Origin of the sequence: Lentzea sp. NPDC005914 (assembly GCF_040629405.1) — a bacterium.
Taxonomy (GTDB): domain Bacteria; phylum Actinomycetota; class Actinomycetes; order Mycobacteriales; family Pseudonocardiaceae; genus Lentzea.
Genome location: NZ_JBEXVQ010000011.1, coordinates 24,459 through 39,264 on the forward strand (window position 1 = coordinate 24,459; position 14,806 = coordinate 39,264).

The window sequence follows — 14,806 nt, forward strand, 5'->3', positions numbered from 1 at the left end:
GCACGTTCACCTCACCGGAGTCCCGTGACGATCAAGAGCGCCGTGAGCACCACGAGGATGACCACAGCTTGTGCGTAGTAGTGATGCAGTTGCCCGGTCTGCGGACGGCGGGCCAACCTGCCGAGCCTGCGGACGCCGTCAGTCACAGCTCGGACGAGACGTTCCAGCGAGAATTCCACACGGACCTCTGACATCCGCGCGACTGTGCTGCCGATCGCCGCGGTCGCTCGCACACCGCCGTCGACCACGCGGTCGTCGAAGCGGGCGAGCACACCGCTGAGGCCCACCGCAGCGGCCGCACCCCGGTCGACCCGACCGGCGATCATCCGGTCGTCGAACCGGGCGAGCAGCCGCGCCAGCCCGAACACCGGCCTGGCCACCCACCTTTGCGCGACGAACTCCAGGCCCAGCCACCGATTGAGCACACGGCCACGACCAGCCAGCGCGTCCTGGCGTCGCACCACGGCTGTGGTCACCGCAATTCCGGCCACGGCCACTGACCCGGAGAGCACGAGCTCCCACCACACGGCACCGCTGAGCCACTCGAATCCGAGCAGCGCAGCGCCGGCCGCGAGAAACGGAAGCGGTGCTTTGTGCTGCCACGACAGCGTTTTCCCATCCGGCGCGGCACCCGACCACGTGAGCATGAGCACCCGTCCCGCGTACCCGGCACTGACCAAGGCTGCGGCGAGCCCGGTCAGGTACAGCGGCACCGATTCGTGCAGGGCGGCGCTGAGCACGGCGTCCTTGGTGATCCAGATGGACAGCGGTGGCATGCCGGCGAGAGCGAGTGCGCCAACGGCGAAGCTCATGCCGACAACACGATCACCACGGGCCGCGCCGCGTAGTCGAGCGAGATCCTTGGTGCCTAGTGCCGCGAGCCACGCGCCCGCGCAGAGGAACAGCAGGCTCTTCGTTGCTGCATGGGCCACCAATTGCCCGGTTCCGGCGGTTGTCCCGCCCGTACCCGCGGCGAGCACCATGAAGCCGACCTGCGAACAGGTCGACGCGGCCAGCACCTGCTTGAGATCGCGCTGCACCAACGCGACCGCACCGAGCAGCAGCGCCGTGAGTGCACCTACCCAGGCCACGACCACACCAGCCCACCCCGTGGGCTGGATCCGCAGCAACAGGTAGGCGCCGGCGGCCACCATGGTCGCCGAGTGCAGCAACGCGGACACCGGACTCGGGCCGTCCATCGCCCGCGAGAGCCAGAAGCTGAACGGCAGCTGCGCCGACTTGCCCAGCGCGGCCACCACGATCCCGGCCGTGGCGGCATCCCGCCAGCCAGGGAGCAGCTGAGCCAGATCGGCGAGCGCGAGTCCGCCCGCACCGCCCGCCAGCATCGCCCCGGCCGCCAGGTACAGCCCGAGATCGGCCGTGCGGGTGGTCAGGAAGGCGATGTTGCCCGAGTTCACCCGATGCTCGTCGCGCCACCAGAACCCGATGAGGGCGTAGGACGTCGCCCCCATCACCTCCCAGGCCATCAACAGCACGAGCAGGTTCGTCGCGGTGACCGTCACGAGCATCGCACCCGCGAACACCAGCATCAGCCCGAAGAACCGGGCACGCGGTTCGTCCGCGCCGAACTCCCCGGCGGAGTAGATCAGCACGGCGAGCAGCACACCCGCGACCGTGACCACCATGACGGCCGACAGTTCGTCCACCGCGAGGCTGACCGGGATGCCCGTGAGCATCGGCGCGTTCACCGACGGCCGCCCGATCGCCGATGCCACCGCGAGCGCGGCAACCACGACGCCACACCCAATGCCCAAGAACGGTGCGATCCGGTTCGCCCGCCGTCCCGCGACCAGCAGCAGGGTGCCGACAAGCAGCGGCGCGGCGACGAGAGACCAGAGTTCCACAGCGTCAGCCCTCGAGGTCCGCGGCCATGTCGGTCATGTCGACGTCGCGCGCCCGGAAGATGGCCGTGGTCACCGCGAACCCCATGGCCATCTCGACCGCCATCGCGGTGATGGCGAGCAGGACGACGACCTGCCCGTCCGGCCGGTCCGCCGAGGTGTAGAACCAGAACGCCGCCGCGCTGACGATCACCGCGTTGACCATCAGCTCCAGCCCCATCATGATCATGACGATCGACTGCTGGGACAACGCGCCGTACAGGCCGACGCTGAACAACGCAGACGCCAGCAGCAGGAAGGCCTGGAGTGTCATCAGAGCCCTCCCGCGATCGGGTCGTCCGGGCGGTCGCGCTCGAGCTGGTCGCCGTAGCGGTCGTAGCGCCCGCGGTGGGTCGCCAGCACCACGGTGCTCACGATCGTGGCGAACAAGGCGAGCCCCAGCACGATCATCACGAGCATCTTGGAGCCCATCAGCGCCTCGCCCAGCTGCATGGTCGGATCGTCCGGACGGGCACGTTCCTGCTGGGGCCACGGGATCAGCAGCACGCCGGTCGCGAGCACGAGGAAGGTGCCCACTGCGATGACGAGCGAGCCCTTCTGGTTGTGCACCATCGTCATCGGCATGAGCCCGGCGGGATTCATCATGTACATGATCATGAAGATGGCCATCACGACCATCTCCATGATCATCATGAGCACGACCAGCACACCGAGGTAGGTCAGATCCAGCAGCAGGACCGGGACGGCGGCGAAGAGGAACGACAAGAGAAGCGCGAAGGTGGCACGTGCCATCGAGTCGACCCGGAACACTGCGATCCCGCTCGCCACCGAACCGACGGCGCACAGCCAGAACACGGCGGTGGTCATGGCATCACCACGATCGCGACGACCAGCGCCTGCACCAGCGTCAACGGAATCAGCACGATCCAGGCGATCTCCGTGAACCGTTCCATCCGGACGGTCGGCAGCCTGCGCCCGAACCACACCAGCGCCGCCAGCACGCCCGCCGTCTTCACCAGCGACCACATCCAGTCCGGCAGCACCGGACCGGCACCGCCGCCGAGGAACAGCGGCACGGCCATCGCCGCACCGGACACCAGCAGCAGCCACCGTCCGGTCAAGAAGACGAGGCGGTCCACACCGGACAGTTCCGCCAGCACACCGCCGGCGATCTCGCGTCCGACGGGCTGGTCGAACGGTCCGAAGAACGCCATCGCCAGCACCGAAAGCAGGTATACCGCGAACGCGACGGGCATCCACACCACGAACCACAAGTCACGTTGTGCGGCAACGATGTCCGCGACCCGCAACGAGCCCGCGGCGGTCGCGGCCGTGATCAACGCGAACATGTGCGGCAGCTCGTAAGCCAGGCCCTGCGCGACGAACCGGTATCCGCCGACCAGTCCGAACGCCGAGTTCGACCCCCACCCGGCGAGCCAGACCGCGGCCCACGCCACCACTTCCATGGCGTTGAACCACACCACTCCGATGGAGAGGTCGCTCACCGCCCAATGCCCCAACGGCGTCACCAGCGATGCCAGTACAGCGGCGAGAAGGAGGGTGATCCCCGCCGCCCGCCAGAGCAGCGAGTCGGCGGCGAGCGTCCGGCGGCGTTGCTGCACCAGCAGGCCCGCGAACTCCCGGACGGGGTGGGCAAGATCGGCGCGCGCACCTGCGGCTCGTGCCGACAGGACGGCGTTGAAGGACGACGCGGCGACCGCGAAGGAGAGCAGGAGCGCGGGCAGCACCAGTGCGCCCCACTGCGAGGTCTCAACCATGGACCTCAACCGTCCTCAGGCGCAGGTCGAGGCTTGCCACGACCAACCGTGCCGTTGCCAGCTCGGCACCTTCCAGCAGCGCGGGCAGAGCATTGACAGGCGTGGGCGTGATCTCCTCGTTCAACCAGCCGTACAGCCGAGTGAGTGCGTCGCCGTGATCGGTGGCGCCGACGCCGGACAGCAGCCACCGCAGCATCCGAGATCGGCGGATGCGAGCGGCCCACCGCACCAGCTCGACCGGCCTGCCGCCCGCCAGCACCTCGTCACGCAGTCGCTGGGCGCGAACGGCCATGTCCGGCCAACCGGCGACGGACAGCAGACGGGTGGCGTTGTCGAGACTGTGCGCGAGCATGGGAAGTGGGATGTCGGAGTGATCGTCGCCGAGCAGTTCCACGTGGGCGTGCTGGATCACGTCGCCCTGCAACGTGGTGTGCACGACCAGTCCCGGTGGCCAGTCGGGTAGCACCGGGCCGAGCGGGACGTGCAGCTGGTCGAGCTTCAGTCCGTCCCGGTCGCCACCACGGTCGGCCATGGGTACATCGCCGGGCATCGTCATGTCGGTCATGTGCCCGCCGTGATCGTGCATGCCGGACCCGCAGGACGACATCGACGGCGAGTGCTCGCCGGAACCCTGCGGGAGGCGGCCGGAGCGCACCGCCTGGCTGGCGTCTCCGCGTTGCAGGTCCGGATCACACAGCGCTGTCATGGCGGCAGTGAGCGCCTCGGCTGCGTCGCTCGGATCCTGTACGCGAGCTCGCGCGCGTGGTGCGGGCATGCTGTTCCACGTCAGGTCGAGATGAGCGCTGAGAGCCGAAGCGGCCGGGCCGGCGATCACCAGCAGGTTGGCCTCAGCGGGGGAGTGCGCCGCGCGCCAGCCGTGTTCACGTGACCAGCGCTCCACGGCGAGCCGCGCCCACGTGCCACCCGGCGCGGTGACAACGAGCGGACGTACCGGTGTGCGGCGCAGCAGCCACGCGGTCAGGTCCATCGCAGCGCGCCCTCCCGCCACGCGTACCAGACGCCGGCCACGAGGATCGCGAGGAACAGGAACATCTCCACGACCGCCGTGGTGCCCATGCGCGCGACCACGAGTGTCCACGGGTACATGAAGACCATCTCCATGTCGAAGGTCAGGAAGATCATCGTGACCGTGTACCAGCGCACGTGGTAGCGGGAGACGGCGTGCTCAGCTGGCCGATGGCCGGACAGGAACGGTGCGGCGTCGACGACCGCCGGTCCGAGCCGCACCAGCGTCACGAGGCCGAGCAGGGCGCCGATGACCGCGATCATCACCGCGAACAAGGTCAACGCGCCGGCCATCGATCCCCCTCGGCTGATCACTCACGCATGATCGGAGCGTATTGCGTGACGCTGGCGAGCGCGACCTCGCCGGGAGCCCCGGCGGTCTACTACTCGGTATCGTATGAGGTGAACGGCGCAGGCGATGAGTGACGAGGTGGCATGGGTTCGGTACGGCGTTACCTCGGTGTCGTGCTGCTCGCCGTGGTGGTAGGAGCTCTCGCTCTGCTCGCGCAGGTCGTCGATCTGCCGGACGGCGCGGAGCTGCGTACCTGGGTTGATGCAACGGGCACGTTGGCACCTGCCGTGTTCGTCGCCGTCTGCGCTGTGGGCACGTCGGCGTTCTTCCCCAAGCCCGTTCTCGCGACCGCGGCCGGACTGCTGTTCGGTGTGGCGATGGGCACCGCCCTCGCAGTCGTCGGATTCGCGATCGGTGCGCTCATCGCCTTCAGCGCAGGCCGGCGACTTGGTCGGAGCACAGTGGCGCCGTGGCTGGGTGAGCGGTTGCGCGTCCTCGAGACTGTCTTCGCCCGCCGGGGCGTCGAGGCCACGCTCGTGCTCCGGCTCCTGCCTGTCCTGCCGTTCACCCTCGCCAACTACGGCGCTGGCGTCACCGCGGTGCGCTGGCAGTCCTTCGGGCTCGGCACGGCGATCGGCCTCGTTCCCTCCACGGTGCTCGCGGCTCTCCTGGGGGACGCGCTCAGCGATCTGGGCTCGACGCGGTCCCTCGTCGCGATCGGCGTCTGGTCGGTGCTGAGCGCTGTCGGCTTGTGGTGGGGGAGGCGGCTGGTGGTCCAAGCTCGCGAGAACGACAGCAAGGTGCTCGCGACCACGTGAAGCTCCGGTTGGCCACCCCGTCAAGCTACTATTCTTGTTAGTAGAATTTCGTGGACGAATCGGTGGTGTCTGTGCGAGACGTGGTGATCAGCACCTGGACAGGGTCGTGGCGTTGGCAGCGCGGCTTGCTCGGAGCGGCGTTGAGTGCCGCCGCGGTCGGCCTGCCGACCGACGTCATCGACAATCCGCTGTTCGCCCGCATGACGCCGGTGCGCTGGTGGGAATACCCCGTCCTGATGGCCACGGTTGTCCTAACCGGACTGTGGGCGGGTATCCGGCAGTGCGGTGACAACGCGGCTGGATCCGGGCGTGCGATCGGCAGTTCTTTGCTGAGTGCTCTCGCTGTGGGCTGCCCGGTGTGCAACAAGATCGCGGTGTCACTGCTAGGTGTCTCCGGCGCGCTGGGCATCTGGGCTCCGGTGCAGCCGATTCTCGCGGTCTTGTCGGTGCTCTTGCTGGCAACCGCTGTGGTCGTGCGTTGGCGACGGCGCGACTGCACCACCGAAACCTGTTCAACCGTCGGGGCCTAGTCAGCAACCTCAGGACGGGCAGGCGAACAGCATCACGGCCGTCAACAGGCCGGACGCCGCGACGGCGGGCATGACCATTGCCGCAGCTCCCGCGAACCCGCAGGACAGCAGCCTGCGGGCCGGTCCAGGCACGGTGCCCTGCCGCAGCCGCTCCAGCCGCAACTCCACCGCGTCCCGGCTCATCGCGAGCGCCGCGCCGGGTGCGCCGTGTCCTGACACCCGCACCAGCGCTACCCGCACGGCCTCTGCACCGTGAGCGCGCACAGCGGCAGTGTCGGCTGCCATCTCGACGAACTCGCGAATCGCGACCGCCGCCAGCTTGAAGAGAGGGAGGAACGGCAGCGTCGCCGCGATGACGTCGCCGATGGTGACCAGCAGGTGGTGGCGTCCGTCGAGGTGCGCCCGCTCGTGGGCCAGCACGGCGCCGACCTGGGCCGGGGTGAGGTGGCGGTGCAGTCCTTCGGTGGCGACGACGACGCCAGGCTTCCCGGCGAGACTGAACGCCAGGGGATCGTCGTGCTCCAGCCACAGCGTCGGGTGCGCGCCCGGTTCCCTGCGTGCCGCGATCCGCAGGACGTCGAGGTGCCGCCGGCCCTCCTCTGTCCGCCGGCGCGCGGTCTTGCGGCCCACCACGCCGACGCGGGCGAGCAGGCAGCTCAGCAGCGCGATGCCCACAACGCCGCCCAGTTCCTCGACATCCGGGGCGGTGCCGTGCCGCAGCGACTGCCAGCAGTTGTGCACGGCGGACACGAGCTCGAGACCGTGGCCGGGGACGAACAGCAGGACCATGGCCACGGCGGTCGTACCGATCACCGCGACGACGGAGGTGAGCCACGCCACCAGCGCCACCACCGGGTCCTCGATGCGTACCAGGTGGCGTGGAGCCAGCCAGCCGACCAGGAGGGACCCGAGCAACAGCGCCAGTGCGACCGTCATTTCCGGGAGGCCTTCCTCCGCAGTGCCTTGCGCAGCAGCTCGGACTCCTCGTCGGTGGCCGTCTGGGCGAAGTGCATCAGCGCGGCCTGCGGGTCACCGGAGGCGCTGAGCACCTCGCGGAGCGCGTTGGCGGCGGCTTCGGCTCGGCTGACCTGCGGTTCGTACCAGTAGGCCTTGCCTTCCCGCTCACGCTCGACCCAGGCTTTGCGGTGCAGGTTGTCCAGCACTGTCATCACCGTGGTGTAGGCGAGCGCCTTGCCCGTGTCGAGCCGTTCCAGCACCTGACGCACCCTGAGTGGTTCCCCGGCGTGCCACAGCACGTCCATCACCGCGGCTTCCAGCTCACCAAGTCCACGCATCCGCCCACCCTTTCAGTGCGCCAAGGGTACGCGACATCCTGTTCTCGACTCTCTTACTAAGCGCTATAGTAGGTTTCGTCGGCTTGGTAACCCCCAGTACCAAGCCGACCGGCGTGCCGCACTCCCCTTCGGTGGCGCGCCCGCGTCGGGCGAGCGGTGACCTCGTACTTTCCGTCCCGCTCGCCCGGCGCTCACGAGGTCAGGCGCTCTTCAGCAGCCCCTGCATCTCGGTGATTTCCTTCTGCTGGGCGTCGATGATGTCCTGGGCGAGCTTCTTGGCATCGGCGCTGCCGCCCTTGCTCAGCTCGGTCTTCGCCATCTCGACCGCACCCTCGTGGTGCTTGATCATCATTTCGAGCCACATCTTGTCGAACGCGGCACCCTTGGCCTGATCGAGCATCTTCATGTCTTCGGCGGTCATCATGCCGGACATGCCGGGCATCGAGCCGTGGTCCATGCCGGGCATCGAGGTGGACGCGGGCGCGCCCCAGGCCTTGAGCCACTCGTTCATCTTCGTGATCTCGGGGTCCTGCGCGGCCTCGACCTTCTTGGCGAGGTCGAGAACCTTCGGGTTCTGGCTGCGCGTGGGCACGAGCTTCGCCATGTCGATCGCCTGCTGGTGGTGCGGCACCATGCCCTGGGCGAACGCGATGTCGTCGGCGTTGTTGCCGGCGGCCTGACCGCTGGTGGGCGTAGCGGCGGTGGAGCTGTGGTTCATGCCCGCCATGTCGCTGTTACCGCTGCACCCGGCGAGGAGGGCGGCGGTGGCGGCGGCAGCGGCGATCCCGATCAAGGACTTCTTCATTCCGGATTCCTTCTCAGTACTTTGTGGATGGTGTGACTGCGGGGGACCGGGCAGATCACAACCTCAGCACGCACAAGGAACTCAGAAGATCTCGACCACCGATGGGTGGCGGGTGCTCGGGCGCTCGCGGCCACGCGGACGCCGAGGCCGTCCGCCCGACGGCCGGGACGAAGAAGGACAACAGCAGCCAGGCCAGTAGAAGCAGGGAGCCGAACGCGCAAAGGACCGCGACGCACAGGTGCAGCATGTCGTGCGCAGGGGCCGGAGCGGGCTCCTCAGGAGCCTGCTCGTGATGCGAGATCGCCTGCGTCATGCCGTGACCGGCTGACGTGTCGTCGCCCATGGCGACGTGGTGCATCCCGACTACGCCGAGAAACAGCACGCACAGCAGCAGCCACTGAGTGACCGTCCTGCGCGTGCTGTCCTCCATGCAACTACCGTACCTAGTAGATCCCATCACCGCGTTCTACGGGTGGGACACCCCGACCGGTTCAATTTGATGTGCGGTGTTCAACGCGCGCAGCCCCCAGGCACAGAGCGCGCCGATCGCGGCCAGGCCCAGCCACGGCAGCGCGGACACGCCCGCTGACCGTGCGAGGTCGAGCACGGTGCCGGTGAGCAGGTTGCCGACCATGATCCCGACCCCGACGATGGTGTTGTAGAGGCCGTAGTGCGTGGCGACGAGCCTGTCACCGGACAGGGTGACGATGGTGTCCATCTCGAACGGGAACACCACGATCGTGCCCAGCGCCAGCACTGCGGCGGACAGGACGAGCGGGACGTAGGCGAGCAGGCCGGTGCCGCTTGACGTGCCGGAGGTGAGCGCGGGCGGTACGAAGGCCGCCCCCAGCAGCACGAGGCCTGCCACGAGTGAACGGTCGCGTCCCCATTTCTCGCGAAACCAGGCGGTGATGCGCAGCTGACCGGCGATGGCCAGCACGCCCGACACGGCGAACAGGCCTGCGACCAGCGCCGTGCCTTCGACGCCGGGGCCGGCCAACCTTCGTGCTTCCAGCGGAAGCGCGAGGTACACCTGGAACGACAGCACGTACGAGCCGGTCATCACCAGCGAGAACAGGACGAAGCGGCGGTTGGCGAGCACACCGCGCCAGTCCTGCAAGACCGATGACCGCGCGGCCTCACGGCTGGGCGTCCTGGTGGGCAGTGACCTGATCTGCAGCACGGTCAGCACCGCGAAGACCACCGCGGCGACCAGGCAGGTCAGGGTGAACGTCACCCCGGTCAGCACCAGCCCGATGATCGGCCCGACCAGGATGCCGGTCTGGTAGAAGACGTTGAACAGCGCGAACGCCTCTACCCGCCGCGGTCCGGCGTCGTGCGCGACGTAAGCCCGCACCGCCGGGTTGAACAGCGCTCCGGCGAAACCCGTAGCCGCTGACGCGATCACCAGCGCGGGCAGGTTGTCGACGAAACCGAGCAGCGCGAAGCCCGCGGTCCGCAACGCGCAGCCGGCGACGATCAGCGGCTTGTAACCCAGGCGGTCCGCGAGCGTGCCGCCGATGAGGAACATGCCCTGCTGGGAGAAGTTCCGCACGCCGAGGACCAGACCCACCGCCCAACCGGCAAGCGCCAGCTGACCGGAAAGATGCAACGCCAGGTACGGCATCAACATGTAGAAGCCCACGTTGATCGTGAACTGGTTGAGCAGAAGCAGCTGCACCGGCCGGTCGAACGACCGGAACTGCCGGAAGGTGTTCGTCACGGGCGGCGTCCGATCGGATCGGTGACGGTGCGGCACCGCGTCCACTCGGTGACCTCGCGCTCGGTGCTGGTGCCGATCTCCGCGGGCTCGGTGGCCGGTGGCACTGCGAGCAGGTTGTTCGCCGCGCAGTAGGTGTCGTTGTAGATCGTGTCGAAGTAGCGATGGGGCCCGTCCGGGAACACCGTCGCGATGCGGACGTCCGGGTCGTGCGTGCGGGCCAGCCAGCTGGAGACCACGGCCACCGCACCGACGCTCCAGCCACCGCTGGCGTGGTGCCGTGCGGCGAGCGTGCGGCACGCCCACACCGATTCGGCGGGGTTGACCCAGTGGACCTCGTCGAACGCCGGGTAGTCGACGTTGAGCGGGAAGATGCTCGACCCCAGCCCGCGCATCAGGCGTGGCCGCGCTGGCTGGCCGAAGATCGTCGAGCCGACCGTGTCGACGCCGACCAGCCGCAGGTCCGGGAAGTACTCCCGCAGCACGCGGGACACCCCGGCGGAGTGCCCACCGGTGCCCACGGAGCAGACGAGTACGTCGATGCGTCCGAGCTGGGCGACGAGTTCCAGCGCTAACGACTCGTAGCCGGCGACGTTGTCGGGGTTGTTGTACTGATCAGGGCAGTAGGAGCCGGGAATCTCGGCGAGGAGTTGCTCGACGCGCTCCCGGCGCGCCTGCTGCCAGCCGCCGGTGGGGTGCGGTGCCGTGACGAGGTCGACGCGGGCGCCGTGCGCCTGCAGCATCTGCTGGACGATCGGCTCCATGCCGGGATCGGTGACCAGGGTGACCGGGTGGCCGTACACGATGCCGGCGAGCGCGAGGCCGAGGCCGAGCGTGCCGCTGGTCGACTCGACGATCGTCCCGCCGGGAGCGAGCTCGCCGCGTTCGCGGGCCTTGGCGACCATGTGCAGGGCGGGACGGTCCTTCATCCCGCCGGGGTTGAAGCCTTCGAGCTTGGCCCAGAAGCCGTGCGGCGTCAGGCCGGACAGGTCGTCGATCCACTGCACCGGAGTGTTGCCGACGACCGCAGCCGGGGTGTGGCAGCGAGGAGCGGTCGTCGATCCACTGCACCGGAGTGTTGCCGACGACCGCAGCCGGGGTGTGGCAGCGAGGAGCGGTCGACGAGGTGAGCATGCGTGCGGGAGGAACGGCCAGCGCACGCGGGCCGCTGTCGGTGATGAGCATGATGGTCCTCGGGTGTGGTGTGCCGGAACAGGTCAGCGGGCAGCACGAACTGGCGAAATCCCTGCAACAGCAAGGGCTTCGCGAGTTCGGCGTAGTGCCGATCAGTTCCGGGCGACGCTGAGGACGATCAGGAGCGCGCGACCGGGTCTGGGAGGGCCACCGGTGGACCTCCCAGGACCTGTGTGATGTTCTTCGAGAACCGGTGCATCAGGAACGCCGACGGACGGGCTCTGAACAGGCGCTAGTTGCGCGGTGCGGTCGTGCGTGCGCTGCAGTGCCTGGTCGAGCACGTCGTTGTGCGGTACCGGCGCGTCGTGGTGATGGCAGTGGTCTGCCGGACCGTGCGGGCTGACCAGCGGCGCTGCGGCGTGCGAGTGCTCGTCACCGTGCGTCGCGTGCAAGTCGGGCCAGCAGGCCGTTCGCAGGAGCAGGAACGACAGCAGCGCTAGCGCGGTGGTGAACGCCACCACGGCGATGCCACGCTGAGTCGTTGATCCGATCCGCACGGTTACCAACGTAGCGCGATCGTTGATCCGTGCGCAGTCGCTCGATCGTGTGTCCACTGTGGACCGCTGATCAGGGTCGATGGGAAGTATTTGCTGGTAATTCGATTGTTTGGTCACACTCGATGTTCTTTGGATGTCAACGGTCAAGTGGCAGGTGAAAGCACCTGCCTGCTGTCGAGCATGACCTCGGTCACCCGGCTTCCTACTAGCCTGGCTAGTAGACAACCGCGTGATGTTCCCGTAATTTGCGCCAAGGCATTCGGGGGGAGGCCATGTTCCCTATGACGGAGGTAGTCGCGACGTGATGTCGCAACGAAGCAAGCGCGGTTTCCGAGGTGCGGTGGTGGCTGCCACCGTGCTCGCTGTGGCGGGCACGACGCCAGGGCCTGCCGGCGCTCAGCCGGCTGCAGATCCGGTCGAGCAGTACGAGCAGCTGAGCGGACAGGCCGAGAAGCTCAACGACGATGTGCTCAAGGCCCAGGAGAATCTGGACGCCAAGAAGGGCGAGCTGGATCGGGCCGGCGCTGATCTGAAGGCGGCGCAGGATGCCCAGGAGCAGTTGCGCGGCCGGGTTGACGTCCTGACCGAGGCGACGTTCCAGGGAGCGCGGTTCAACGGGGTGTCCGCGCTGCTCGTCAGCGATTCTCAGCAGGACTTCCTCAACCGCATGTCCGCGATCAACCTGTTGGCGAGCGACAACGCCGAGGCGCTCGACAATCTCGCCGCCGCCGTCGGCAAGGCGGACGAGGCACGGCAACGTGCACAGCAGGCGACCGACGAGGCCGCCAAGCACGCTGATGAGCTCAAGCAGCGCAAGTCCGAACTGGACGGCCGGGTCAACGAACTGCGCAAGGCGATGAACAACCTCAGCGCGTCGCAGAAGTCGTCTTTGGGGCTCGGTCAGGTCAAGGACACGGGCACTTATCTCGGGCCGCCCGGTGCGGCGAACACGGCGCTGCAGACCGCCCTGTCGAAGCGGGGCTCCCAGTACCAGTGGGGCGGGAACGGGCCGAACGCCTTCGACTGCTCCGGCCTGACCAAGTTCGCCTATGCCGCGGCCGGTGTCACCATCCCGCGTGTGGCGGTGGACCGGTACCGGGTCGGCAGGCCAGTGGCGCAGAACGAGCTCCAGCCAGGCGACCTCGTGTTCTACGACGACGGCACCGGCAACCCCGCCGCGATCCACCACGTGGCCATGTACGTCGGCGAAGGCAAGATGGTCGACGCTCCCACCGAAGGCCAGCTCGTGGACGTCCGGCCCATTCGCGGTGACGGCCACTACATCGGCGCGCGGCGGATCGTCGGCTGACCGATGCCAACGCATGCCAGAGCCGCACGTCCGCGGCTGTCAGCTCACCTCGTCATCGCCGGCGTCGCCGCGGGCGCCGCGGTCTCGGCTTTTCAGTTCGACGCCGGTGCACCGGTGGCGTCGCCACGTGTCGACGACGGTGTCCGGCTCGCTGCCAGCATGTCCGGAGCACAGGGTGGACAGGGCGGGGACACTGCCGCGCCGCGACTGCTGCTGGCACCCCGTCCCGGGCACGACGAGCTCGAACAGATGACCACGAGCATGCGCCTCACCGCGCAGCGGGAAGCCGATGCGGAGGCCCGGCGCAAGGCCGAGTACGAGGCCGAACAGGCGCGGAAGATCAAGGTGTTCGCCCCCACGGCCGGCACGATCACGTCGAACTTCGGCCCACGCTGGGGAACAACGCACTACGGCCTGGACATCGCCAACCGGATCGGCACGCCGATCCAGTCCGTCATGGACGGTGTCGTGCTGGAAGCCGGGCCCGCCAGCGGGTTCGGACTGTGGGTCCGGGTGCAGCACACCGATGGCACGATGGCGATCTACGGCCACATCAACAGCTATGCGGTCCGCGAAGGCCAGCGGGTGAGCGCCGGCCAGGTCATCGCGGCGATGGGCAACCGCGGCATCTCGACCGGCTCGCACCTGCACTTCGAGCTGTGGGACAAGACCGGCCGCAAGGTCGATCCGCTGGCATGGTTGCAGGGCAAAGGAGTGCAGATCTGATGGGCCCGGCAAAGGCGTTGGCGACCAGTCTGCCGCTGCTGCTCCTCGTGGCGTGTTCGGGCGCTCAGCCTTCTTCCTCGCCAACTCCTACAGGGATGCAGGGGGAGGCGCCGGCCACGCTGGCGCACGTGCACGGGCTCGGAGTCGATCCCGCGGACGGCACTCTCTATGCGGCGAGCCACTTCGGTGTGTTCAAGCTGGTCGCCGGTCGCGATCCTGAACGGGTCGGCGAGCGTGCGCAGGACACCATGGGATTCGCCGTCGTGGGGCCGAACCATTTCCTCGGCAGCGGACATCCTGATCGGCGTGAAGCGTCCTCACCGCCACATCTGGGTCTGATCGAGAGCACGGACGCGGGAGAGACCTGGCGCACGCTGTCGCTCGAAGGTGCGGCGGACTTCCACGCCCTGCAGACGAAGCACAGCCGGGTGTACGGCTACAACAGTCAGAACGGCCAGCTGATGGTCAGCGAGGATCTGCAGAACTGGGACATCCGCGCGCGGGTTCCCATTGTGGACTTCGCCGTCAGTCCGGACAGTCCGGACGTTCTTCTCGCGACCACAGAACAAGGTGTCGTTCGCAGCACGGACGGCGGCCGCACCTTCTCGTCGGTGGCCGGCAGTCCGCGACTACTCCTGCTCGACTGGCCCGCGGCGGGCACCGTCACGGGTGTGGCACCCGACGGAACCGTGCAGGTGAGCCGGGACTCCGCGGCGACCTGGACCGCGGGTGGCCGGGTGACGGGCTCGCCCGGCGCGCTCGCCACGAACGGCGAGGCGGAGGTGTTCGTCGCGACGGAGTCCGCGATCCACGCGTCCACCGACGGCGGCAAGACCTTCACGGTCCGCCAGCCACTGAGATGAACTATCGCAAGTAGTAGGCAACAGCACATTCTTGGCGAATACCGCTCGTCGCATTGGCGGTGTGGCGACTTGGCATGTTCGAGGAGTGCTG

19 protein-coding genes are annotated in these 14,806 nt (G+C 68.2%); 6 read left to right on the forward strand and 13 right to left on the reverse strand.

The genetic code is table 11. From position 1 onward, the window contains the following. Positions 1 to 11: 11 nt before the first annotated feature. Genes ABZ345_RS17630 through ABZ345_RS17655 form a run of 6 tightly spaced genes read right to left on the reverse strand, consistent with a single transcriptional unit; the run spans position 12 to position 4,960 of the window. Complete coding sequence (locus tag ABZ345_RS17630; protein ID WP_359849166.1) at positions 12 to 1,865, reverse strand: proton-conducting transporter membrane subunit; 1,854 nt, start codon at positions 1,863 to 1,865, stop codon at positions 12 to 14. Positions 1,866 to 1,869: 4 nt separating this feature from the next. Then, entirely contained in the window at positions 1,870 to 2,175 is a 306-nt protein-coding gene (gene nuoK / locus ABZ345_RS17635; protein WP_359849169.1) for an NADH-quinone oxidoreductase subunit NuoK, read from the reverse strand. Then, on the reverse strand, positions 2,175 to 2,729 hold the full coding sequence (locus tag ABZ345_RS17640; protein ID WP_359849172.1) for an NADH-quinone oxidoreductase subunit J: 555 nt from the start codon (positions 2,727 to 2,729) through the stop codon (positions 2,175 to 2,177). Before ABZ345_RS17640 ends, nuoK begins: the two co-directional genes overlap by 1 nt. Continuing rightward, positions 2,726 to 3,640 carry a complex I subunit 1 family protein gene (locus ABZ345_RS17645; RefSeq protein WP_359849175.1) on the reverse strand — a complete coding sequence of 305 codons (915 nt, stop codon included), beginning with the start codon at positions 3,638 to 3,640 and terminating at the stop codon, positions 2,726 to 2,728. The genes ABZ345_RS17640 and ABZ345_RS17645 overlap by 4 nt, the downstream gene beginning before the upstream one ends. Continuing rightward, a complete protein-coding gene (locus tag ABZ345_RS17650; protein WP_359849178.1) occupies positions 3,633 to 4,628 on the reverse strand; it encodes a hypothetical protein in 996 nt (331 codons plus the stop codon). The genes ABZ345_RS17645 and ABZ345_RS17650 overlap by 8 nt, the downstream gene beginning before the upstream one ends. Continuing rightward, positions 4,619 to 4,960: an NADH-quinone oxidoreductase subunit A gene (locus ABZ345_RS17655; RefSeq protein ID WP_359849180.1), complete on the reverse strand. Its 342-nt coding sequence runs from the start codon at positions 4,958 to 4,960 to the stop codon at positions 4,619 to 4,621. Before ABZ345_RS17655 ends, ABZ345_RS17650 begins: the two co-directional genes overlap by 10 nt. 141 nt (positions 4,961 to 5,101) lie before the next feature. Here ABZ345_RS17655 and ABZ345_RS17660 point away from each other — a divergent pair, with 141 nt between their 5' ends. Together ABZ345_RS17660 and ABZ345_RS17665 are read left to right on the forward strand one after the other, a co-directional pair. Continuing rightward, complete coding sequence (locus ABZ345_RS17660; RefSeq protein ID WP_359849183.1) at positions 5,102 to 5,776, forward strand: VTT domain-containing protein; 675 nt, start codon at positions 5,102 to 5,104, stop codon at positions 5,774 to 5,776. A gap of 62 nt (positions 5,777 to 5,838) precedes the next feature. After that, positions 5,839 to 6,306: a hypothetical protein gene (locus tag ABZ345_RS17665; protein WP_359849186.1), complete on the forward strand. Its 468-nt coding sequence runs from the start codon at positions 5,839 to 5,841 to the stop codon at positions 6,304 to 6,306. Positions 6,307 to 6,315: 9 nt separating this feature from the next. Here ABZ345_RS17665 and ABZ345_RS17670 read toward each other — a convergent pair whose 3' ends face one another. From ABZ345_RS17670 to ABZ345_RS17695, 6 genes are all read right to left on the reverse strand, one after another. Then, positions 6,316 to 7,242, reverse strand: a complete 927-nt coding sequence (locus ABZ345_RS17670) for a M56 family metallopeptidase (protein WP_359849189.1) — start codon at positions 7,240 to 7,242, stop codon at positions 6,316 to 6,318. Continuing rightward, positions 7,239 to 7,601 (reverse strand): BlaI/MecI/CopY family transcriptional regulator, encoded by a 363-nt coding sequence (locus ABZ345_RS17675; RefSeq protein WP_359849191.1) that lies wholly within the window; start codon positions 7,599 to 7,601, stop codon positions 7,239 to 7,241. Before ABZ345_RS17675 ends, ABZ345_RS17670 begins: the two co-directional genes overlap by 4 nt. A gap of 199 nt (positions 7,602 to 7,800) precedes the next feature. Beyond that, positions 7,801 to 8,406 (reverse strand): DUF305 domain-containing protein, encoded by a 606-nt coding sequence (locus tag ABZ345_RS17680; RefSeq protein ID WP_359849193.1) that lies wholly within the window; start codon positions 8,404 to 8,406, stop codon positions 7,801 to 7,803. A 55-nt stretch (positions 8,407 to 8,461) separates the two neighbouring features. Next, positions 8,462 to 8,836, reverse strand: a complete 375-nt coding sequence (locus tag ABZ345_RS17685; RefSeq protein ID WP_359849195.1) for a hypothetical protein — start codon at positions 8,834 to 8,836, stop codon at positions 8,462 to 8,464. Between the two features lie 36 nt (positions 8,837 to 8,872). Further along, positions 8,873 to 10,129: an MFS transporter gene (locus ABZ345_RS17690; RefSeq protein WP_359849198.1), complete on the reverse strand. Its 1,257-nt coding sequence runs from the start codon at positions 10,127 to 10,129 to the stop codon at positions 8,873 to 8,875. Next, positions 10,126 to 11,220, reverse strand: a complete 1,095-nt coding sequence (locus ABZ345_RS17695; RefSeq protein WP_359849640.1) for a PLP-dependent cysteine synthase family protein — start codon at positions 11,218 to 11,220, stop codon at positions 10,126 to 10,128. The genes ABZ345_RS17690 and ABZ345_RS17695 overlap by 4 nt, the downstream gene beginning before the upstream one ends. Before the next feature lie 32 nt (positions 11,221 to 11,252). On the opposite strand from ABZ345_RS17695, the gene ABZ345_RS17700 reads away from it, so the two are divergent. Further along, positions 11,253 to 11,432, forward strand: a complete 180-nt coding sequence (locus ABZ345_RS17700) for a hypothetical protein (RefSeq protein WP_359849648.1) — start codon at positions 11,253 to 11,255, stop codon at positions 11,430 to 11,432. On the opposite strand, the gene ABZ345_RS17705 is transcribed toward ABZ345_RS17700, so the two are convergent. Next, positions 11,413 to 11,817 carry a hypothetical protein gene (locus ABZ345_RS17705; RefSeq protein WP_359849201.1) on the reverse strand — a complete coding sequence of 135 codons (405 nt, stop codon included), beginning with the start codon at positions 11,815 to 11,817 and terminating at the stop codon, positions 11,413 to 11,415. The two genes, ABZ345_RS17700 and ABZ345_RS17705, sit on opposite strands and share 20 nt — an antisense overlap. Positions 11,818 to 12,160: 343 nt before the next feature. Here ABZ345_RS17705 and ABZ345_RS17710 point away from each other — a divergent pair, with 343 nt between their 5' ends. The 3 genes from ABZ345_RS17710 to ABZ345_RS17720 are packed head-to-tail and all read left to right on the forward strand — an operon-like array spanning position 12,161 to position 14,715. Continuing rightward, on the forward strand, positions 12,161 to 13,126 hold the full coding sequence (locus ABZ345_RS17710) for an NlpC/P60 family protein (RefSeq protein ID WP_359849204.1): 966 nt from the start codon (positions 12,161 to 12,163) through the stop codon (positions 13,124 to 13,126). Between the two features lie 3 nt (positions 13,127 to 13,129). Then, positions 13,130 to 13,852: a M23 family metallopeptidase gene (locus ABZ345_RS17715; protein WP_359849207.1), complete on the forward strand. Its 723-nt coding sequence runs from the start codon at positions 13,130 to 13,132 to the stop codon at positions 13,850 to 13,852. After that, positions 13,852 to 14,715, forward strand: coding sequence for a F510_1955 family glycosylhydrolase (locus ABZ345_RS17720; protein WP_359849210.1), 864 nt, complete (start codon positions 13,852 to 13,854; stop codon positions 14,713 to 14,715). Before ABZ345_RS17715 ends, ABZ345_RS17720 begins: the two co-directional genes overlap by 1 nt. The last annotated feature ends 91 nt before the right edge of the window (positions 14,716 to 14,806 follow it).

Coding starts and splice junctions, on each gene's coding strand:
- ABZ345_RS17645 (WP_359849175.1), bottom strand. CDS start 3,640: ATGGTTGAGACCTCGCAGTGGGGCGCACTGGTGCTGCCCGCGCTCCTG.
- ABZ345_RS17670 (WP_359849189.1), bottom strand. CDS start 7,242: ATGACGGTCGCACTGGCGCTGTTGCTCGGGTCCCTCCTGGTCGGCTGG.
- ABZ345_RS17715 (WP_359849207.1), top strand. CDS start 13,130: ATGCCAACGCATGCCAGAGCCGCACGTCCGCGGCTGTCAGCTCACCTC.
- ABZ345_RS17685 (WP_359849195.1), bottom strand. CDS start 8,836: ATGGAGGACAGCACGCGCAGGACGGTCACTCAGTGGCTGCTGCTGTGC.
- ABZ345_RS17640 (WP_359849172.1), bottom strand. CDS start 2,729: ATGACCACCGCCGTGTTCTGGCTGTGCGCCGTCGGTTCGGTGGCGAGC.
- ABZ345_RS17680 (WP_359849193.1), bottom strand. CDS start 8,406: ATGAAGAAGTCCTTGATCGGGATCGCCGCTGCCGCCGCCACCGCCGCC.
- nuoK (WP_359849169.1), bottom strand. CDS start 2,175: ATGACACTCCAGGCCTTCCTGCTGCTGGCGTCTGCGTTGTTCAGCGTC.
- ABZ345_RS17655 (WP_359849180.1), bottom strand. CDS start 4,960: ATGGCCGGCGCGTTGACCTTGTTCGCGGTGATGATCGCGGTCATCGGC.
- ABZ345_RS17650 (WP_359849178.1), bottom strand. CDS start 4,628: ATGGACCTGACCGCGTGGCTGCTGCGCCGCACACCGGTACGTCCGCTC.
- ABZ345_RS17660 (WP_359849183.1), top strand. CDS start 5,102: ATGGGTTCGGTACGGCGTTACCTCGGTGTCGTGCTGCTCGCCGTGGTG.
- ABZ345_RS17720 (WP_359849210.1), top strand. CDS start 13,852: ATGGGCCCGGCAAAGGCGTTGGCGACCAGTCTGCCGCTGCTGCTCCTC.
- ABZ345_RS17675 (WP_359849191.1), bottom strand. CDS start 7,601: ATGCGTGGACTTGGTGAGCTGGAAGCCGCGGTGATGGACGTGCTGTGG.